The sequence below is a fragment of the Maledivibacter halophilus genome (assembly GCF_900167445.1).
Lineage (GTDB): Bacteria > Bacillota > Clostridia > Peptostreptococcales > Caminicellaceae > Maledivibacter > Maledivibacter halophilus.
Window position 1 is genome coordinate 292,913 of the sequence record NZ_FUZT01000001.1, and the last position, 20,769, is coordinate 313,681.

At 30.2% G+C, this 20,769-nt stretch carries 17 protein-coding genes, 1 riboswitch and 1 other annotated feature; of the genes, 14 read left to right on the top strand and 3 right to left on the bottom strand.

All coding sequences use genetic code 11. The features are described 5' to 3' along the window. Positions 1 to 71: 71 nt before the first annotated feature. Positions 72 to 1,427, bottom strand: a complete 1,356-nt coding sequence (locus B5X81_RS01410; RefSeq protein ID WP_079488780.1) for a sodium-dependent transporter — start codon at positions 1,425 to 1,427, stop codon at positions 72 to 74. A 111-nt stretch (positions 1,428 to 1,538) separates the two neighbouring features. Beyond that, positions 1,539 to 1,810, bottom strand: a binding site (T-box leader). A 394-nt stretch (positions 1,811 to 2,204) separates the two neighbouring features. Next, positions 2,205 to 2,308: riboswitch (glycine riboswitch) on the top strand. A gap of 888 nt (positions 2,309 to 3,196) precedes the next feature. Between B5X81_RS01410 and gcvT the strand changes: the two genes are divergently transcribed. The 9 genes from gcvT to B5X81_RS01450 all read left to right on the top strand — a co-directional run bounded on the left by gcvT (position 3,197) and on the right by B5X81_RS01450 (position 11,106). Beyond that, complete coding sequence (gcvT, locus tag B5X81_RS01415) at positions 3,197 to 4,303, top strand: glycine cleavage system aminomethyltransferase GcvT (RefSeq protein WP_079488781.1); 1,107 nt, start codon at positions 3,197 to 3,199, stop codon at positions 4,301 to 4,303. A gap of 20 nt (positions 4,304 to 4,323) precedes the next feature. After that, positions 4,324 to 4,710, top strand: a complete 387-nt coding sequence (gcvH, locus tag B5X81_RS01420) for a glycine cleavage system protein GcvH (protein WP_079488783.1) — start codon at positions 4,324 to 4,326, stop codon at positions 4,708 to 4,710. Positions 4,711 to 4,748: 38 nt separating this feature from the next. After that, the gene (gene gcvPA / locus B5X81_RS01425; protein ID WP_079488784.1) at positions 4,749 to 6,089 is read left to right on the top strand and encodes an aminomethyl-transferring glycine dehydrogenase subunit GcvPA; all 1,341 of its coding nucleotides are present in this window, start codon (positions 4,749 to 4,751) and stop codon (positions 6,087 to 6,089) included. Then, positions 6,089 to 7,543 carry an aminomethyl-transferring glycine dehydrogenase subunit GcvPB gene (gene gcvPB / locus B5X81_RS01430; RefSeq protein ID WP_079488786.1) on the top strand — a complete coding sequence of 485 codons (1,455 nt, stop codon included), beginning with the start codon at positions 6,089 to 6,091 and terminating at the stop codon, positions 7,541 to 7,543. Before gcvPA ends, gcvPB begins: the two co-directional genes overlap by 1 nt. Before the next feature lie 176 nt (positions 7,544 to 7,719). Beyond that, positions 7,720 to 7,893, top strand: coding sequence for a hypothetical protein (locus tag B5X81_RS27230; RefSeq protein ID WP_170917230.1), 174 nt, complete (start codon positions 7,720 to 7,722; stop codon positions 7,891 to 7,893). Between the two features lie 128 nt (positions 7,894 to 8,021). Beyond that, positions 8,022 to 9,125: a GerAB/ArcD/ProY family transporter gene (locus B5X81_RS01435; RefSeq protein WP_079488787.1), complete on the top strand. Its 1,104-nt coding sequence runs from the start codon at positions 8,022 to 8,024 to the stop codon at positions 9,123 to 9,125. A gap of 96 nt (positions 9,126 to 9,221) precedes the next feature. Next, positions 9,222 to 9,545, top strand: a complete 324-nt coding sequence (locus B5X81_RS01440; protein ID WP_079488789.1) for a DUF3870 domain-containing protein — start codon at positions 9,222 to 9,224, stop codon at positions 9,543 to 9,545. Between the two features lie 199 nt (positions 9,546 to 9,744). Next, on the top strand, positions 9,745 to 10,647 hold the full coding sequence (locus tag B5X81_RS01445) for a DUF4392 domain-containing protein (RefSeq protein WP_079488790.1): 903 nt from the start codon (positions 9,745 to 9,747) through the stop codon (positions 10,645 to 10,647). Between the two features lie 264 nt (positions 10,648 to 10,911). Further along, a complete protein-coding gene (locus tag B5X81_RS01450) occupies positions 10,912 to 11,106 on the top strand; it encodes a hypothetical protein (RefSeq protein ID WP_079488792.1) in 195 nt (64 codons plus the stop codon). Between the two features lie 5 nt (positions 11,107 to 11,111). Here B5X81_RS01450 and B5X81_RS01455 read toward each other — a convergent pair whose 3' ends face one another. Continuing rightward, positions 11,112 to 11,315: a hypothetical protein gene (locus B5X81_RS01455; RefSeq protein ID WP_079488794.1), complete on the bottom strand. Its 204-nt coding sequence runs from the start codon at positions 11,313 to 11,315 to the stop codon at positions 11,112 to 11,114. Between the two features lie 155 nt (positions 11,316 to 11,470). Continuing rightward, complete coding sequence (locus B5X81_RS01460; RefSeq protein ID WP_170917231.1) at positions 11,471 to 13,342, bottom strand: sensor domain-containing diguanylate cyclase/phosphohydrolase; 1,872 nt, start codon at positions 13,340 to 13,342, stop codon at positions 11,471 to 11,473. 797 nt (positions 13,343 to 14,139) lie between these two features. On the opposite strand from B5X81_RS01460, the gene B5X81_RS01465 reads away from it, so the two are divergent. From B5X81_RS01465 to B5X81_RS01485, 5 genes are all read left to right on the top strand, one after another. Next, complete coding sequence (locus B5X81_RS01465; protein ID WP_079488797.1) at positions 14,140 to 15,174, top strand: LacI family DNA-binding transcriptional regulator; 1,035 nt, start codon at positions 14,140 to 14,142, stop codon at positions 15,172 to 15,174. A 114-nt stretch (positions 15,175 to 15,288) separates the two neighbouring features. Next, positions 15,289 to 15,957, top strand: coding sequence for a deoxyribose-phosphate aldolase (gene deoC, locus B5X81_RS01470; RefSeq protein ID WP_079488798.1), 669 nt, complete (start codon positions 15,289 to 15,291; stop codon positions 15,955 to 15,957). Positions 15,958 to 15,979: 22 nt separating this feature from the next. Next, positions 15,980 to 16,369 carry a cytidine deaminase gene (locus tag B5X81_RS01475; RefSeq protein ID WP_079488800.1) on the top strand — a complete coding sequence of 130 codons (390 nt, stop codon included), beginning with the start codon at positions 15,980 to 15,982 and terminating at the stop codon, positions 16,367 to 16,369. Between the two features lie 23 nt (positions 16,370 to 16,392). Next, a complete protein-coding gene (locus tag B5X81_RS01480) occupies positions 16,393 to 17,739 on the top strand; it encodes a pyrimidine-nucleoside phosphorylase (RefSeq protein ID WP_079488801.1) in 1,347 nt (448 codons plus the stop codon). Between the two features lie 318 nt (positions 17,740 to 18,057). Next, entirely contained in the window at positions 18,058 to 20,769 is a 2,712-nt protein-coding gene (locus tag B5X81_RS01485; protein ID WP_170917232.1) for a site-specific DNA-methyltransferase, read from the top strand.

The window sequence follows — 20,769 nt, forward strand, 5'->3', positions numbered from 1 at the left end:
ACTATATGTAGTAGGTAGTTTTTACAAAAGGTAATTATGCAATTCGCTCAATTAGTTTTGAATGCTTAGAATTATCCTAAAATCTTACTTAATATGCCAGTAGAGTTTAATAGAACTATTAATATGGCAGCAGGAGCTAAAAATTTAATAATAAAGCTGTAAAGGCCTTTTCTCTTGAATGTATACAAGCCATTACTAGTAATTTCAGAAATGGCGTTTTTAGCACCCCAAACCCATCCTACAAATATACATACCAGTATTCCACCTAAAGCAAGGAAAACATTAGAGGTTAAAAAATCAAACAAATCAAAGAAAGTTTTTCCAAATATGGTTACATTACTCCATAATCCAAAGGATAACACGCTAGGAATAGCCAATAAAAATATTGCAGTGGCCACTAATATAGTAGATTTTTTTCTATTCATATTAAATTCTTCTATGACAAAGGCAACAATTACCTCCATTAATGACATAGTAGAAGTTATAGCCGCAATGCCTATAAGGGTAAAGAATAGTGCAGCAAAAAATGAACCAAGGGGCATTTCACTAAATACAGCCGGTAGGGTAATAAATATTAAACCTGCGCCTTGATCGGGCTGAAGGTTATAGGCAAAAACTGCCGGAAAAATTACTAAACCTGCCATAAGCGCTATTAAAGTATCGGCTATGGTTACCTGTACAGCTAAAGTCATTATATTTTCCTTTTTATCAATATAGCTTCCATAGGTTAGTATTATTCCCATCCCTAAACTTAAAGTAAAAAATGAGTGACCAAGGGCTTCAAGAACACCTTTAGCTGTAAGGTTTGAAAAATCAGGTTTAAATAAAAATTCTACACCCTTTGAGGCACCCTCTAATGTCAGTGACCTAATCATTAACAAAATTAGAAGACCTAATAAAATTGGCATCAATATTTTACTATATTTTTCTACTCCGTTTTTAATTCCTGATATAACAATTATAGCTGTTAAAACAACTATTACCAATGTGCAAAATAAGGGTTCATAGGTACTTCCAATTACCCCTTCAAAATAGGATGCTAAATTTCCAGGTTCTACAGAAGTTAGTTTTCCAGTCACAGCTCTACCTATGTATGATAAAAGCCAACCAGCAATCATTGCATAGTAGGATAATATTATAAAGGCTGTCAATGTTGCTAAATAACCTGATAAAAACCAAGGCTTTTTAGGTTCTATTTTTTTGTAGGCTCCAACTGCGTTGGCCTGTGTTTTTCTACCTAATACAAATTCAGATATCATAACAGGTAAACCAATTAAAGCAATACAAATTAAATAAACTAAAATAAATGCTGCTCCTCCATTTTCTCCAGTTATATAGGGGAATTTCCAAATATTACCCAAACCTATAGCGGAGCCTGCTGCTGCTGCCAATATACCTAATTTTGATCCAAAAGTATCTCTTTGCATATTTTGTCATCCTTTCAAGTCATATTTACATAAAAAATTTATAGTTTTATTAGAATGCGCATTCTTTAAAACAAAAAAATCTTTCATCTCTATAAATACTAAATTGGTATTTATAGGGACGAAAGATTATAATCTTCGTGGTACCACCCTATTTTGCAATAAATAAAATTGCATCTTCATTCAAGTCGAAATAAAGTTAAAAAAATAACTCTATTTGAACCATAGCCATATATTGGTGGCAACCAGCCTTATTTACTAGGAAATCCTTTCAATGAGGCAGCTCAGGAGTGATCATTATATACCAGCCTAAACACTAACTCCCACCAAATGTTAGCTCTCTGAAGTTAAAGCATTAGTATTTTTCTCTCCATCTTTGCTTTTAGAGATATGAATTTTCTAAATCAAATATTATTATACAATATTATTACAATATGTCAATAAAGAATTCTTAATTTTTTAAAAATATCTACTAAAACTGTTAATAAAATATCTATTATTGAAATTTTCTGAAAAACCTTGTAATATAAATATTGAATAACTATCTAATATTTGGGTATATATTAGTCAAGTTTTAGTAAAGTTGATTTTTAATTATTTTATATAAAAATATAACTTTGTAAGGATTACAGTATTTAGCTTATAGATATTCCAGTAAAATAGTTAATTTATACATCTCAAAAATCCTTAGAAACACTGGATATTTTGATACGTATAAATTAAGTTTTACTATGGGAAATCTATATATATAAATTAAATATAAAACTTAACATATTCCAAATGAGAATAGTGTGAGATATCTTCTAAAAAGATAGCCGAAGAAGCAATATAGGAAAAACCATATTTCTATAGAAACTTTCAGGCAAAAGGAGCGCTATTTGATGGACCTCTGGAAAGTTCGCTAATGCGATACCGAAGGTGAAAGCAATTATTAAATTGCAAAGCTCTCAGGTCAAGAGACAGAGAATAAAATGGTATAGAAATTTTTTCTTGCATTTTATTCTTTTTTTATATTTATATCTGAGAAATTTGCATAATTAAAATTATTAATTTTAAAATACAATATGTAGATAGCTTACCTGACTCTTTTTACTACATTTTGTATTTTGAAATTCTTTACATGTATTACGAAATTTTCTCAAGCAATATACAAAAAGTTAAATTGGATAATTTGGATCAATTTACACAAAATATATTATAGACCATCATAAGGAATAAATGATGATAAATTATTAACATGAGTTTCATATTATATTTTCTGTATCAATGGCTTTAAAATACTGCTTGTTCAAAAGATTAGTATTTATACTTATTACTTTTTTACATATAAAAATATTTAGAGGAGATGAAATTATGACATTAATTTAACAATTATAATAATGCAAACTAAGATTAGCTGTGATACTTTATGGTATAATGGAATTAGCTACTATAAATCCCATATATTGCTAAAGTGATAGAGTCATAGGGTGAAATATAAGGGTTAGTTTTTATATAGTGAAATATATTTGCATCCCTTATATTGTGTGGCTGGAGAATATTGAGTGAATTAGATATATTTATAAATATTCTTACATATTACTATAGTTGGATTTTATTATTCTAAAATACTATATACTTTATTTAAGCGTCAGTAGTTGTGTATGAAAGCTTTAAGTTATACTAATGTATTAGAAATATAATTTTCTTTAATCACTCAACAATCTCACTGCTTTAGCTGTGGGAGATAAGTTTGAAGAAACTAAAAAAGAATAGGAGGGAAGATTTTTATTATGGGTAAACTAAGGGAAACATCTCTTTACAAGGCACATGAAAGGCATGGTGGGAAAATTATAGATTTTTCAGGATGGGCTTTACCTGTGCAGTATGAGGGGATAAAGGCGGAACATCAAACAGTGAGGAACTTTGCAGGGTTGTTCGATGTATCCCATATGGGTGAAGTAGAAGTAAAAGGAAATGAGGCCTTTGATTTTGTTCAAAATCTGGTTACAAATGATGTTTCAACACTTAAAGATAATCAAGTCCTCTATACTTTTATGTGTTATCCTGATGGTGGAATTGTAGATGATTTACTTGTGTATAAGTTCAACAGAAATGATTTTTTACTAGTAATTAATGCTAGCAATGTGGAAAAGGATTTTAAATGGATGATGGAAAATATAGGATCATATGATATTGAGCTTGCTAATATATCTGATGTTACTTCTCAAATTGCTATACAAGGACCAAATGCACAAAAAATATTACAAAAATTAACCGATGAAAAGCTTGGTGAAATAGGATTTTTCTATTGTAAAAGGAATGTTGATATTTCAGGGGCTAATTGTTTAATTTCAAGAACTGGATATACAGGAGAAGATGGATTTGAAATTTATTTATCCCATGAAGATGCTGAAAAGGTATGGAATGATCTTATGGAAGCTGGTAAGGAGCTTGGACTAAAACCTGCAGGGCTTGGTGCAAGGGATACTTTAAGATTTGAAGCTTCATTACCTCTTTATGGAAATGAGATTTCAAAAGATATAACACCCTTGGAAGCAGGATTTGGTTTTTTTGTAAAGCTTGACAAAGAAAATTTTATTGGAAAAGAAGCCCTTATGAAACAAAAAAGAGAAGGACTAAAAAGAAAGTTAGTAGGCTTTGAAATGATAGATAAGGGTATACCAAGACATGGATATGATGTAATGGCTGATGGAAAGAAAATTGGTTTTGTAACGACAGGATATGCAGCTCCAACTTTAAACAAAAATATTGGTCTTGCAATGGTGGATATTGGATATACTAAAATTGATACTCCAATTGAAATAAAAATAAGAAAAAGGATTTTAAAGGCTAAAGTAATAAACAAAAGATTTTATACTAAAAATTATAAAAAATAATAATAAGGGAGGAAATTATAATGAAAACATTGGAAGGACTTTATTATTCAAAGGACCACGAGTGGGTTAAGGTTGAAGGAAATAAGGCATATATAGGTATTACAGATTATGCACAAAATGCCCTTGGAGAAATTGTTTATGTTGAAATGCCTGAAGTTGATGATGAAATAGAGGCAGGAGATGTTTTTGGAGTTATAGAGTCAGTAAAGGCTGCTTCTGATTCATTTTTACCTGTATCTGGAAAGGTTATAGAAATAAATGAAGAATTAGAGGATTCTCCAGAGCTTTTAAATGAAAAGCCTTATGAAAGCTGGGTATTAGCAGTAGAAATGTCAGATCAATCTGAACTTGAAGATTTGATGGATTCTAAAAAATATGAAGAATTTTGTGAAACTGAAGAACATTAGGTTTTAATGTTAATTATCTATAATAAGGAGGGGTAGGTATGCATAGATATATTCCTAACACGGAAGAAGATAAAAGACAGATGCTAAAGGCTATTAAAGCAGACTCTATAGAAGATTTATTTGCAGATGTGCCACAGGAGCTTAGATTAAATCGTGATCTTAACTTAGGAGAGCCTTTATCGGAAATTGAGCTTTCAAAACATATGAATAACCTTGCTAAAAATAATAAAAGCATCTCAGATTTAGTTTGTTTCTTAGGGGCCGGTGCCTATGATCATTACATACCATCATTGGTAAGACATTTAGCTACTAGATCAGAGTATTATACTTCATATACACCATATCAGGCAGAAATAAGTCAGGGAACCCTTCAAACAATATTTGAGTATCAAACCATGATAAGTAATTTAACTGGTATGGATGTATCCAATGCTTCACTATATGATGGTCCAACTGCAACAACAGAAGCGGCAATAATGGCCGCTGCAAGCACTAGAAGAAAGTCTATAGTTGTTTCTAAGACCGTTCATCCAGAGGTAAGAAAGGTTCTTCATACTTATATGCAGTTTAGGAATATTGAAGTTATTGAAATTGATATGAACGAAGGGGTTACAGATGTAGATAAATTAAAGGCAGCTGTCAATAAAGAGACTGCTGGAGTTATTGTTCAAAATCCTAATTTCTTTGGAATTATAGAAGATTTAGAGGAAGTAGAAAAAATAACCCATGAAAATAAAGCAATGTTAATTACAAATGTTGACCCTATTTCCCTTGGAATACTTAAAAGTCCTGGTCAGTTAGGTGCAGATATTGTAGTAGGTGAAGGACAATCACTAGGAAATTCTTTGAATTTTGGAGGTCCGTATTTAGGATTTCTTGCTACAACAAAAAAACTTGCTAGAAAAATGCCAGGAAGAGTAGTTGGTCAGTCAGTAGATGTGGATGGTAAAAGAGCCTTTGTATTAACATTACAAGCAAGGGAACAGCATATTAGAAGATATAAAGCCACTTCAAATATTTGCTCAAATCAGGGACTAAATGCATTAATGGCTGCAATTTATTTAGTTACAATGGGTAAAAAGGGAATTAAAGAGGTAGCCTCTCATTCTGCCCATAAAGCCCATTATGCTTTTAAAGAAATTACAAAGAGGGGTAAATTTAAACCTCTATTCAACAAACCATTTTTCAAAGAATTTGCAGTGACTAGTGAATTCGATAGTGGAATGGTTAATAAATCCTTGCTTAAACGTGGAATTCTTGGGGGATATAAATTAGGCAAAGATTATCCAGAGCTTAAAAATGGATTATTGCTTTGTGTTACAGAAAAGAGGACTAAGAATGAAATAGATGAGCTTGCCAGGGTTATGGAGGTGATATAATGAAAAAATATGATAAATTAATATTTGAGGTTTCTAAAGAAGGTAGGAAAGCCTATTCTCTACCAGAATGTGATTTATGTAAGGAAGAAATAAGTGAAATAATTCCCTCTAAATTTTTGAGAGAAGATGATGTGGATTTACCTGAAGTAAGCGAAGTGGATGTTGTAAGACACTATACAAATCTTTCAAGTAAAAACTATGCAGTAGATGTTGGATTTTATCCTTTGGGCTCCTGTACGATGAAGTATAACCCTAAAATCAATGAAGATATGGCAGCCATAGAAAAGCTATCTAATATACATCCCTACCAGCCCCAAGAAACGGTTCAGGGAAGCCTAGAGTTAATTTACAAATTTGGTGAAATGCTATCTGAAATATCCGGTATGGATAAAACCACACTTCAACCAGCGGCTGGAGCCCATGGTGAACTTACGGGAATGATGATAATAAAGGCCTACCATCGAAGTAGGGGAGATTTTAAGAGAAATAAGATCATAGTTCCTGATTCTGCCCATGGAACTAATCCAGCAACTGCTGCTGTGGCTGGATTTGAAATAGTTGAGGTTAAATCAAATGAAATGGGAGCTGTAGATATAGATGAGTTAAAGTCTGTCTTAAATGATGAGATTGCAGGGCTTATGCTAACTAATCCTAGTACATTGGGACTTTTTGAAACAAATATAAAAATGATTGCTGATCTTGTTCATGAAGCCGGAGGACTTTTATATTATGATGGTGCTAATATGAATGCTATTTTAGGAATTACAAGACCGGGAGACATGGGGTTTGACGTAATGCACTATAATGTTCACAAGACATTTTCTACACCTCATGGGGGAGGCGGCCCAGGTAGTGGACCAGTAGGAGTAAAAGAGCATTTGGCTAAGTTCCTTCCAGCTCCTGTAGTTGAGAAAAAGGATGATAAATATATATTAGATTACAATAGACCAGATTCTATAGGAAAGGTTAAGGGCTTTTATGGTAATTATGGTGTGATGATAAGGGGTTATTCATATATTCTCACAATGGGAGCAAAGGGCCTAAAGGAAGCAAGTGAAATGGCTGTTTTAAATGCCAATTATATTATGAACAAATTAAAAGATCATTATAATTTAGCTGTAGATCAAATATGCAAGCATGAATTTGTTTTAGCAGGACTTAAAGAATTATCTTTAGAAGTTTCTACCTTGGATGTGGCAAAGAGATTAATTGATTATGGATATCATCCACCTACTGTATATTTTCCACTGATAGTTAATGAAGCTCTTATGATCGAACCAACTGAAACAGAAAGCTTGGAAACTATAGATGGTTTTATTGACTCTATGATAAAAATAGCTGAGGAAGCAAAGGAAGATCCTAGCATACTTAAAAACGCGCCTTATAATACACCTGTTAGAAGAATTGATGAAGTTAGAGCTGCAAGAAAGCCTGTATTAAAATGGGAGAAGTAAACTCCTTAAAAAGGATGTAAAATATTCAAAGCACTTGGAGGGATTAAATGCTATTTGCACATGATGGAAACATAGATAAAGCTTTTAAAGACAGTATTATTAACTCAATAAAAGAAAGAGAAGCAAAGATTTGTGAAACTTGAGACTATGACAAGGTAATGTCACTTCCGTGGGGAGTGAAGGAAAGTGTAGATCCAGAGCATGCCGATATGGTTGGTGAATATATTTCTAAGATAGAAGATACAGAAATAAGTTTAGACTCTGGTGATGTAGCAAAGTTTTTAAAAGCCGGGATTAAAGAAAGAAAAGGCAAGTATATGCTCATATATAGGTATCAATTAATTAAATAAAATATTGAAATTGTTTAAAATATAAATCCTCCCTGGTATATGGGGGGATTTTAATATTATTTTTATTTTGTAATAATTAATTCTATTATCCAAATACTAATTTTAAAATATAATTAAAGGAGTAATTTATGAACAAAGAAGTGATTTCTGATAAGCAAGGTATTTCCATTATAATATTATATATGTCAGGGACTTCTTCAATATTAGTATTTGGTATTATAGCAAAGCAGGATATTTGGCTTGCCACTATTATATCTATACTCATGGCTTTATTTACAGCATGTATTTTTGGTCGTCTACATTATATTTTCCCGGGAAAGAATTTGTTTGATATATTTGAAAGTTGTTGTGGTAAAATTATTGGACGAGGAATAACTGTGTTGTATATTTGGTTTGCTATACATGAAGGAACATTGGTTGGAATGAACATATATCAATTTATTACTGATACCATTCTCAGCGAAACCCCTAATATAGCAGTATTCATACTCTTACTGTTGATATGTACTTATTTTGTAAAGAAAGGAATAGAAGTAATAGGGAGATGGGCCGAGTTAATGTTTATTCCAACTGTTGTTTTTGTCACTATTATAGCATTGTTATTAATTCCTAATATGAAGATTAATAATATTCGACCGGTATTAAAGGATGGAATAATGCCTGCATTAAAAGGAGCTTTTGTAATTTTTTCTTTTCCATTTGGAGAAATTGTGACATTTAGTATGGTGTTTTCGATTTTCAGAACAAAAAAATCTCCATATAGAATATATATTATAGGTTTATTAATAGGTGGTGTTATTGTATTTATTACCTCTTTAACTACTGTTTTAGTTATAGGTGTAAATTCAGCTTCTGAGGCCTATTATCCAGTTTATAAAGCCTTTACAAGGATAAAAATAGCAGGTTTTATACAAAATTTTGAAGTGATTGGAGCTTCATCATTTATTGTAGGAGGATTTTTAAAGGTAAGTATATATATATTAGCCGTCAGTAAGGGAATTAGCAGCTTATTTAATCTTAAAGATTATAGATTTATAGTAATTCCAATTGTTGTACAGATGCTTAATATGTCATACTTTTTACACTATAGTAGAATAGAATATAATAAATGGAATTTTGAAATATTTCCCTACTATGCTTTTCCGTTTGAAATGATTATACCTGTTATTATATGGTTTATTGCTGAAATAAGATTTAATAGATTAGGATATAAGCAATTGAGAAAATTATAAATATATCTTTGCAAAGTTTAATATTTTCTATTGATTATATTGAGTGTATATTTATATAATATAAATAGAAAAGATAAAGGCTTAGGGGAGATTTAATTGTTATATGAAAAAAATACAATTTATATTTTGGGAACTGCAAAGATAGGCAAAAACGATCCTATTTCAGCTAGATACAATATTTTTTTTGTAGGAATTATAATAGAAAGAGATAGTGGTATAATAATAGACTCCACATGTAATATGGTAAGGGATGTAACTACGGATTTTATTAGATCAATTATTATTGGATACAATCTTATAGACGATATAGACCAAATAGTAGAGGAGATATTGGATAGATTTTATGGTATGGCTCAAAAGGCAGTGATAGCTGCTATAAAGGATGCCAGAAACAAGTATATTATGATTAAAAATGATTGAATTAGATTTAAAATAGAAGTATAATTAAAGTATAGAGATATGTATTTTGAAATTGCATATAAAGTTTTGTTTACAAGTATATAGATTAGCCTCTATATACAATTGTAGATAAGACCCAGTTAACTTACTGTTAATCTGGGTTTTTTGTGTTTTTGTCAAGTTTTAAAGCCAATTATCTTTAGAAAGGAGTTGAAATAGTATGAATAATAATTATTTTAAAGAAATTGAAGATGTTATAAAAAGGAACCTTGCTCAAAGAGGAATGGATAAAATTAATTTAGTAGGAGAATTAGAAAAAGCTTCAAGAAGTCTTTTAACAAGTAAAACAATTTTAATAGTAACAGGTTTTGTCGTTAAAGACAAGCTCATAGGGGAGACAGATGGACCTATAGGAGCTATATCTTTAGCCAGTTCCCTGGAGAAATTGGGAAAAAAAGTTATACTTATAACTGATAAATACTCTGAGGATATGCTTTATAATTGCCGCATAACAAAGGGGATTAAAGCCCCAATAGAGATTATTCCATATAAAGAGTCTAAAGGGTTTTGTGAAAATCTATTACAAAAATATAAACCAACCCATGTAATAGCCATAGAAAGACCAGGTCGAGCAAAGGATGGAAGATGTTATTCAATGAGGGGAGAAGATCTTAGTGACATGGTTCCAGATACAGATATTTTGTTTAAAAGGGCAAAGGAACTTGGTTTTGTTACTATAGCAATTGGTGATGGGGGAAATGAGATAGGTATGGGAAAAGTTTCTTCCTTCGTCAGGGATTCAGTAGATAAAGGTGAAAAAATTTGTGCAGTTACTTCTACTGACTATTTAATAGTGGCAGGTGTATCTAACTGGGGAGGTCATGGGTTATCGGCAGCGCTTTCCATAATGACTAATAGTATGTTATTACATGATAAAAAAACAGAAACACAAATATTAAAATGTATGGTTGAATCAGGAGCAGTTGATGGATGTTCTAAAGCAAATACCATGACAGTAGATGGTTTAAGCTTATATGAAAATCTTGATGTTGTTAAAAAATTAAGATCTATAGTTGAGTTAGAATTAAATATAATAGAAGAGAATAAAATCCATATAATGTAAGTAAGCCATTAGTGTTTTGAATTGCTGAATATTCCCTTATTTCTATATAAATATCTAAATAGATTCATATATGGTTTGATATAAACCCATTTAACCTTATTGTTAATTTGGGTTTTAATTTTATACAAATTCACTATATAAAAATATTCTATTTGCAATATCTGCAATTTGTGAATTTGAAAAATGAATACCTATTACTGCATTAAATGCTAAAGAAGGTATTAAAAGATTTAAAGAGAATTTTCTGGACTTAGTATTAGTACATTGGAAACAGTTGAAGATTATATGAAAAAATTAGATGACTATACAAGTATAATGAATATTTCTAAAAATACTGGTTTAGCTTATCAGACTGTATATCGTTATTTACAGCATTTAATCGAACATAATAAGGTTGATGTTAATCAAGTTTATGGAAAAGTAGGACGGCCAAAGCAATCTTATAAATGGATAAAATGAAAGTGCTAATGAATTTGATAATTTGTATTTTTGTAATGGTTATAAGATAGCATTTCAAAAATCATATCATTTGTTAAATAAATTTTTAAATCATTAGCATAGGTTCTTATTAATATTCTTTGAGAAGTAATTGGTATATCTTCTCTTTTAAGTTTATCGATATAGTTTAATATTAGGGCTAATTTGTTTTTAAAAATATTTAAAGTCACTGTAAAACCTCCTTAATTTAAACATGTCTACTTTTTTTATTCTATTATAAATATAGTTCGAAAATATGTACAAATTTAGGGGGCTATTTTAATTTGTAAATTATAGGTATATTGTAATATTGTGTAATATAATATTTTAAAAAAGTTTCTTACTATTACAAAGTCTCAGATATGCTTTTTATAAAAACATTGACTAATTCTGGATCAAACTGAGTTCCAGAACATTTTCTTAGCTCTTCAATTGCTTCTATGTAAGAAATAGCTTTTCGATAGGATCGGTTATGGGTCATAACATCATAAGCATCAATAATTGATATGATTCTAGATAGTTTTGGTATTTTTTCTCCTTTAATACCTCGGGGATAACCATTTCCGTCCCATCTTTCATGATGAGAAAGAATTGTATCTGCAATAAATCCAAGTTCAGGAGATGATTTTACTATGTGATAGCCTATCTCACAGTGCTTTTTCATTATTTCCCATTCTTCCTCCGTCAATGGACCATTTTTAGTAAGAATATAATCAGGAATTCCAATTTTCCCTATATCATGTAAGATTGCTATAAGAGACAGCTCGTCCATTTCCCTATCAGTTAATTTTAGCTGTTTTCCTAAATGCAAAGCAAGTTCCTTCATACGTTTTCCATGTTCTTCTGTTTCGTTAGACCTTTCTCTTAGCATTTTTTGAATAGACAATATTATTGAATTGCGAATACTTTTTCCTTCATTTAATTTATTTCTATACATTATATTTTCAGCTTTTTTTAGTATTTCATCTATATTTTCATGGATTTTTATTTTAGTGTCAGCTCCTATTGCTATACTAAGGTTTACAGGTTCAATACTATACTCTCTACAATTTTTCTTAATCTTAAGACAAAGCTTTGTTGCTTCTATTTTGTTTGTTTTTGGTAATAATATTGTAAATTCGTCACCTCCTATCCGTGCAATTGACTTATTTTCCTTACAAGAATTTTTAAGAACATTTGCTAATGTTTTTAATAGCTTATCACCTTCCTTATGACCAAAGGCATCATTAGTAAGTTTTAATCCGTTAACATCTATGATTATTATACTCAAAGGCAAATTGTCAAATGTATTTAGTCTCCTTAACTCTTCTTCAAAAAAAGCTCGGTTATACAGACCGGTTAATTTATCGTGATAGCTCAAATACTTTAAGTTTTCTAATGTATTTCTAAGTTCTGTCTCTACTTTTTTAAGATGGGAAATATCTCTTAAAATATGTATGTTTGATATATTTCCATTGGCATGAAAAAGAGGTGAAGTTAAAAGATGAAAAGTTGTTCCATCATATATGGTTATTTCATTTGAAATACACTGTGTACTATTATTAGTGTTTTCATTGAAAATAACTTTATTACCTATAATAATTTCAAGAGGATTTTTACCAATTATATCTTTGCCAAACCTATGTATCATTGCAGGATTCGCATATTCTATAGTGAAGTCGCAGGAAGAAATAAAAACTAAATCTTCAAGAGCTTCCATCATTGAGCGATATTTAGCTTCACTTTCTTTTAAGGATTCTTCTATGACTTTTTTATCCGATATATCACGTATAATAGCTAAAATTTGATCATCTTTATTTAGTATAAGCCGTGCCTCATAATATTCTATATTATTAGTATTGGAAAGCTGATATTCAAAGACTTGTATTTCATGGGTATTAATTATTTCTTGCATATAATGATTGATTATTTTTGCAGTATCTTCAGGTAAAACCTCATTAATCTTCTTACCAATGAAATTTGTAGAAGGAGTATATAAATTATTATCGTCTTTGACTTGATAATCTAAAAAAATGTTATCTTTGTTTAATATAAATAGCAAGTCAGGAATTGAAGATAATATATTATGTAGCTTTTTTTTACTATTCTTTAGATCATTTTCTATTTCACCAAAATATACTATTAATATACCTATAGCAGCAGCCAAGGATAAAACAGCACTTATTATATATCCCCAGTGGGTAAACCAATTAGCTTTTATAAGGAAAGGATAATCCAATTTGTGAAGACCCCAAATAATAAAGATATAACCTATGAAATTGTAATAGTCGTGATTGTTAGAAATTTTTAAAAAAACAATTCCTACCCTCAAGTAAATCAATCCCATAAATGCAAATAAAGGAATGGTTAATAGGAGTTGAGGAAAATCATATATAACACCTAAAATAATCCAAATATTAATAATTCCAGAGGCTCTTAAATAAATTGAAGGTATTTTTTGCTTTAGAAAAATAAAAAGACCTATTATCAGTAATAAACCACTAAATAATGTGAAAACATAATATCCTATAACAAATATTTTTAATTTATAACCTAAACTAAAAAGTAACATGAAAAAAAATCTTAAGAAATATAAAATCCAGCTAAGTGACCATATAAGTAGATAAGTATTTTTTTGTTTTTTATAAAGATACGTATATATTAATATGAGTACAGAAGTTCCATAAAGTGATGAAATAATTGAAGGTATAAGCCATTCCATATTTTCAGCTCCAATAAAATTTTTATATTTTTTTATTATAGATAATTCTATGTTAACTTACAAAATCCTCTATAAAGTGACAAATTTTGCGTGATTATAGGTACATAAACTTTTATAAAATTATTTTAATTTATCTATCTTCTTAATATATCTATATATCCGTTGAAATATAGTAAAAAAAAATGTATAATTATATGAAATCGATAACATGTTTCAAATTGACTTAATTTGAAGTACAATGTTATATGGGTTTTTGTACATAGTGAAACAAATTAAAGTTTTGTAGTGTTTCCCTATATTTAGGAGGATTTGGAATGGCAGTTACAATAAATGATATTGCAAAGGCTGCAGGAGTATCAAGGACTACTGTTTCTAGAGTTTTAAATGATTCTGGATATGTAAAAAAAGAAACAAGGGAGAAAATTTTAAAATCAATACAGCAACTGAATTATACTCCAAGTGCTATAGCAAGAAGTTTATCCACAAATAAGACCAATACTATTGGGGTTATAATACCAGAAATAAATAACTCCTTTTTTGGTGAAATAATAAAAGGAATCAGCCAAGTGGCTGATGAGCATAACTTAAATCTAATACTTTTTAATACTGATGACAGTAAAGCAAAGGAACTTAAAGCCCTTAAGCTTCTTAAGGAACAAAGAATACAGGGGATTATGATTACACTAACATATCCTGAAGATGGGGTTAATAGTGAATATTTAAATACCCTTAAGAATTTAGATATTCCGGTTGTTTTAATAGATGGGCATGTAGAATGTTCAAATTTTAGTGGAGTATTTATTGATCATAGTAAAGGCGCATATGATGGAACTATAGCCCTAATAAAGGAGGGGCATAAGAAAATAGCAATAATTACTGGATCTATAAATTCCAGACCTGCAAAAAACAGATTAAATGGTTATAAAAAAGCATTAGCTGCGAATAATATTCCCATCAATGAAGAGTATATATTCTATGGTGATTATAAACATGAAAATGCATATGAGATCACAAAGAAAATATTAGATATGAAGGATAGACCTACTGCTATATTTGCAATGAGCAATATGATGGTTTTAGGATGCATGAAGGCTCTTTATGAAGAAAATATTGTTGTTCCCGATGACATGGCCATTATAGGCTTTGATAAAATAGAAGCATTAAATATAATAGGTATGAATATTAGTTTTATAAATGGACCCACAATAGAAATGGGAAGAACTGGAATGAAGTTGCTTATAGATAATTTAAAAAATAAAAAGGAAACTAGAGAATTGAAAAGGATCACCCTTTTACCTGAGCTTGTTTTAAAGGGGTCAGAGAAATATATAGGAAAAAATAAAGTGTGATTAATAAATTTTAAATATCGATGCTATTTAATGTGAATTTGAATATTCACTTTTATGTTTTAACTATATGGAACCGATCACATTATAAAACAATAGATAGAGGAGAGGATAGTTATGAAAATACAAAATTATATCGACCATACCTTATTAAAGCCTGAGGCAACAGAGGAGCAAGTAAAGAAAATATGTGATGAGGCTAAAGAATATGGTTTTGCTTCGGTATGTGTAAATTCTTATTATGCTTCATTAGTAAGAAAGGAGCTTAGAGGAACTGATGTAAAGACTTGCGTAGTTGTAGGATTTCCTCTAGGGGCTTCAGTAAAGGAAGCAAAAGCATTTGAGGCAAAAGAAGCCATTGAAAATGGTGCCCAGGAAATAGATATGGTAATAAATATTGGAGCTTTAAAAAGTAAGAAATATGACTATGTAAAGGAAGATATTAAAGCTGTAGTCGATGCAGCTAATAAAAAGGCATTAGTCAAAGTAATAATAGAAACTTGTCTTTTAACCCAGGAAGAAAAAATAAAGGCATGTGAAATTTCCAAGGAAGCAGGGGCTGATTTTGTTAAGACTTCAACAGGCTTTTCAACTGGTGGAGCAACTGTAGAGGACATTAAACTAATGAGAAAAACTGTAGGACAGGATATGGGAGTTAAGGCTTCAGGTGGTGTTAGAACTATAGAAGATGCAAAGACTATGATTAATGCAGGAGCCAGTAGAATAGGTGCCAGTTCTTCTGTGGCTATTGTTAAAGGATTAAAAAATTCAGGTTCAGGATATTAAACATTAATAATAGGAGGTAATTATGGATAAAAAATTACTTATTAAAAAGGCTTTTGAGGCAAGAGAGAAAGCATATGTACCTTACTCGGGATATCATGTTGGAGCATGTGTTTTAACTGGCAGGGGAAAAACATATACAGGCTGCAATATAGAATCTGCTTCCTATACACCAACTATTTGTGCAGAAAGAACGGCAATAGCTAAGGCTGTTTCTGAAGGCGAAAGGGATATTAAGGCTATAGCTATAACAGGAGATTCTGAGTGGACTTATCCATGTGGTGTTTGTAGACAGGTAATAAGAGAGTTTGGGAAAGATATATTGGTAATTATAGCAAAATCCCAGGAGGAGTACAGAGAATATACCCTTGATGAATTGCTGCCTAATAGCTTTGGACCCGAGGATTTAGATTAAATATACTGTCATGGGGTGAGAAAATGAGGATATATGACATTATTATGAAAAAAAGAGATGGAGAAGAGCTTACCACTGAAGAGATTAATTATTTTATTGAAGGGTATACGGAGGAAAAAATTCCTGATTATCAGGTTTCAGCCCTTATGATGGCAATTTATTTTAAAAAAATGAACAAAAGGGAAACTGCTGACCTAACAAAGGCAATGGTCAATAGTGGAGAAACCGTAGATTTATCAGAAATTAAAGGAATTAAGGTTGATAAGCATAGTACTGGTGGAGTTGGTGATACAACTACTTTAATACTTGGACCTATTGTTGCAGCTGCAGGAGTACCAGTTGCAAAAATGTCGGGAAGAGGATTGGGGCATACAGGAGGAACAATAGACAAATTAGAATCCTTTAAGGGATTTTCAGTAGATATGACCATTAAAAAATTCATTGAAAATGTAAATAATATAAAAATAGCTATAGGTGGTCAAACGGCTAATTTAGCTCCAGCCGATAAAAAACTGTATTCTCTTCGGGATGTAACGGCAACCGTTGATAATATTTCATTAATAGCAGGAAGTATTATGAGTAAAAAAATTGCTTCGGGAGCAGATGCTATTGTATTAGATGTAAAAACAGGTAGTGGAGCGTTTATGAAGGAAGAAGCTAGTGCTTTTGAGCTTGCAAAGGAAATGGTTGATATAGGAAATAATGTGGGAAGAAATACTATAGCTGTAATCACAGATATGGATCAACCCTTGGGATATGCAGTTGGAAATGCTCTTGAAGTCAAGGAAGCAATAGATACTTTAAAGGGAGAAGGCCCTAAGGATTTAACTGAGCTCTGCTTGACTCTAGGATCCCATATGCTTGTTCTAGGTGGAAGAGCCAAAAACCCTGAGGAAGCTAGGGAAATTCTTGAGGATATTATTAAATTCGGTAAGGGAATTGAAAAATTAAAAGAGCTTGTTAGTGCCCAGGGTGGAGACCCGTCCTTTGTAGATGATACAGCCCTATTTGAAGGTGCAGACATAGTAAAAAGTGTTACTGCTAAAGGAGAAGGCTTTATTAAAGGAATAAAAGCAGATGATATCGGAAAAGCAGCCCTTGTTCTTGGAGCAGGAAGAGAAACAAAGGAAAGTAAAATAGATTTATCCGTAGGAATTGTTCTACATAAAAAGATAGGAGATTTTGTAAAAAGCGGTGAGGCCATAGCAACTATTCATGCAAATGATGGTGAAAAAGAAAGATTAGCTACTGAAATGGTTTTAAATGCTTATCAAATAACTTCAGAGAAAGTAAAGCCAAGAACATTAATTAAAGGGATTGTTACAAAGGAAGGTATAAAAAAGTTTTATAAAAATAATGATAGGGATTAAATAATTATGTAGAGGATGGGAAGACATTATTTTTAATGTTTTTCCATCTTTTTATATGAGGAAATTCCATAATATAGATGATATGTCTGTGAAGATTTTAAAACTATATATAGTAGATGTTTTTTTCAGAAGGTGATTATGCAATTTGCTCATATAATAAAAACCGATGAATAATTAGCTATAATAAATATATGAACAATTTGAATAATACCATAACAGAGTATATAATAAAAATAATTTATAAATTAAAAAAGTCATAGAAATATTGATATTTTGGGTATGCATAAATTGAATTTTGAGATATACAGGAGGCAGATGATGATTGAAAACAAGTCAAAGCAAAGATTTTTTAGTGCTTTATCAGATGTATTCTTAGGAGAAGTAGGACAAAAAATAGAAGGTGATTCAGGTTATACTAATTTGATGGCAATAAGAAATGAATATTTTCAATATATTGAGCCGATAATTCAGCAGAAAATAGAAGAAAAAATTCATGAATCCCAGAAGAATGAGCTCTATAATAAACTATTTACTTTTTTTGAAAGTTATCTGAATGAAACTGGATGTCCCTTTTATTACAAAACCCAACTACATAAAAATCTGTACGAAAAAATCTATAGTGATAAAGAAGATACGACTCTATTTTGGAAAACTCAAAAATTGTATTATATAAAAAGTGAGAAGCTGTATACCTCCATGAAATTCGACATAAACGGAGTGAATTTTGAATTTGATGCTAGTGAAATGCAGCTTCAACAGAATAATGAGAAGAAGAATATTATATTTATTTTATCAAAAATTGATAAAAAAAATGTTATCTTTAAAGTAAGATATAAAGATAATAATATAAAAAAATTAGAAGAAATCTTAAAACTAAAAGGCTCCAAAAAAGTAAAAGAATACTTATTCAATAATATTAATACAATAGATAATTTTGATATAGATTTACGAAAAAATTATTTGGATTTAAATTATTTTTCCAGTAAAACCAAATTTGAAAAGCTAATAAATGTATTCAATAAAAAAGAAGGATTACTTGTAAGGGTTATAATAGAGTTGGGATTGACGGATTTAAATAATATTGATGATTATATTAAAAAACAGAATATTAATATAGATATTAAAACTATAGAAAAAGCCATAAGAATTTATAAAAAGCAAAATGAAATTGATTTTTTTATCCATAGAAATGCTGAATCATTTCTTAGAGAACAATTTAATCTTTATTTGTACAATTATTTAATCAATGATAATTATAGTGAATGGACAGAAGAAAGGATAGAAGAAATACGTAATATAAAGGATATTGCTTTTGAGGTAATTGAATATATATCTAAATTTGAAGATGAACTTAAGTCTATTTGGATAAAACCTAAATTTGTAAGAAAATCTAATTACGTGTTAACTCTAGGTAAATTGGAAAATAATATTGAGTTAGTTGAAAAAATTATTAATTCAGAGGGCTTTGAAAAACAATATGAGGAATGGAAAGAACTGTATGAAAGAAAGCTTGATGAGTCTGGTAGAGAAATAAAAAAAGAATGGAAGGAATTTCAATTCGTAAATGGATTTGATAGAGACTCTATTATAGAAAATACTGAGCAAGTAAAAAAACTAAAAAATGAATTTAAACATTTACCCTTAGATACTAAATATTTTAAGAATCTAGAAGAAGAAATCCTGGATAGTTTTGATAATTTGGATAAAGAAATAGATGGTATTTTAGTAAAAAGCGACAATTTTCAAGCATTAAACACTTTACTATTCAAGTATAAAGGAAAAGTTGATTTAATTTATATAGATCCACCTTTTAATACTGGTAGTGACTTTGATTATAAAGATGGTTATCAGGATAGTACCTGGCTGACATTAATGAGTAATAAACTTGAGCTTGCAAAGGATTATTTATCAGATAAAGGGAGCTTTTATCTACATTTAGATAAAAATGCCAATCATTATGGCAAAATGCTGTTAAACCAACAATTGGACAACTGTGGATTTAAAAATGAGATAATATGGAAAAAGCTTAGTTCAACCAAGTCCCAAAGTACTTATTTTAGTGATATAATCGATACAATATATCTATATGGCAAGGAAGAATGCATTTTTAATAAGGTATATGTTAAATCAAAAAATGATTATAAAACCTATAATAAAATTGAGGAAGAAACCGGAAGAAGATATGGGAGTTTTGATTTTACTCAATCGGGACAGGGCGAGGCTAGATATTTTGGCGATAGGGGCCTTTTATCACCACCATCAGGTAAACATTGGATTTGGTCTCAGGAAAAAATTAATGAAGGATTAAAAAATAATAGAATTATTTTTACTTCAAATGGAACACCAAGGGTTAAAAGATATTTAGATGAAAAGAAGGGCAATGCTTTAGGCAATTTATGGAGCGATAATGATGTAAAGCCTTTATCTGCCAATGATTATGAGAATCTGGGGTTTAAAACACAAAAACCAGAGGCTTTATTAAAAAGAATTATAGAGGTATCTTCAAATAGAGAATCTCTAATAATGGATTTTTTTGCTGGGACAGGTACGACGATCTCAGTGGCACATAAACTAAGAAGGAAGTGGATTGGAATTGAAATGGGAGAGCATTTTTACGATATAATAATTCCCAGATTAAAAAAGGTTTTAAGAGGAGATATATCAGGAATAAGCAAAGAAACCCGTTGGAATGGCGGTGGATTTTTCAAATACTATGAGCTTGAGCAATTTGAAGATACATTAAAACATAGTAAATATAATTCGGATGAAATTAAAAATCCTTTAATATTTTATAATAGCGAAAAGCTATTAGATGTTTTAAAAATTGAAGACAATGATGCCAGTATAGATTTCAGATATTTATATGATGATGTTGATATTACTGAAACTATATCCAATTTAACCGGTAAAGAAATAAAGAAATATAGTTTCAATAAAATATTATTTGAAGATGGGAAAGATATCGATATTGATAATATTAAATGGGAAGATAACAAAAACCTAAAACCTCTATTTTGGTGGGGTGAATAA

Coding starts and splice junctions, on each gene's coding strand:
- gcvH (WP_079488783.1), top strand. CDS start 4,324: ATGAAAACATTGGAAGGACTTTATTATTCAAAGGACCACGAGTGGGTT.
- B5X81_RS01410 (WP_079488780.1), bottom strand. CDS start 1,427: ATGCAAAGAGATACTTTTGGATCAAAATTAGGTATATTGGCAGCAGCA.
- B5X81_RS01485 (WP_170917232.1), top strand. CDS start 18,058: ATGATTGAAAACAAGTCAAAGCAAAGATTTTTTAGTGCTTTATCAGAT.
- gcvPB (WP_079488786.1), top strand. CDS start 6,089: ATGAAAAAATATGATAAATTAATATTTGAGGTTTCTAAAGAAGGTAGG.
- gcvPA (WP_079488784.1), top strand. CDS start 4,749: ATGCATAGATATATTCCTAACACGGAAGAAGATAAAAGACAGATGCTA.
- B5X81_RS01435 (WP_079488787.1), top strand. CDS start 8,022: ATGAACAAAGAAGTGATTTCTGATAAGCAAGGTATTTCCATTATAATA.
- B5X81_RS01445 (WP_079488790.1), top strand. CDS start 9,745: ATGAATAATAATTATTTTAAAGAAATTGAAGATGTTATAAAAAGGAAC.
- B5X81_RS01480 (WP_079488801.1), top strand. CDS start 16,393: ATGAGGATATATGACATTATTATGAAAAAAAGAGATGGAGAAGAGCTT.
- deoC (WP_079488798.1), top strand. CDS start 15,289: ATGAAAATACAAAATTATATCGACCATACCTTATTAAAGCCTGAGGCA.
- B5X81_RS01475 (WP_079488800.1), top strand. CDS start 15,980: ATGGATAAAAAATTACTTATTAAAAAGGCTTTTGAGGCAAGAGAGAAA.
- gcvT (WP_079488781.1), top strand. CDS start 3,197: ATGGGTAAACTAAGGGAAACATCTCTTTACAAGGCACATGAAAGGCAT.
- B5X81_RS01465 (WP_079488797.1), top strand. CDS start 14,140: ATGGCAGTTACAATAAATGATATTGCAAAGGCTGCAGGAGTATCAAGG.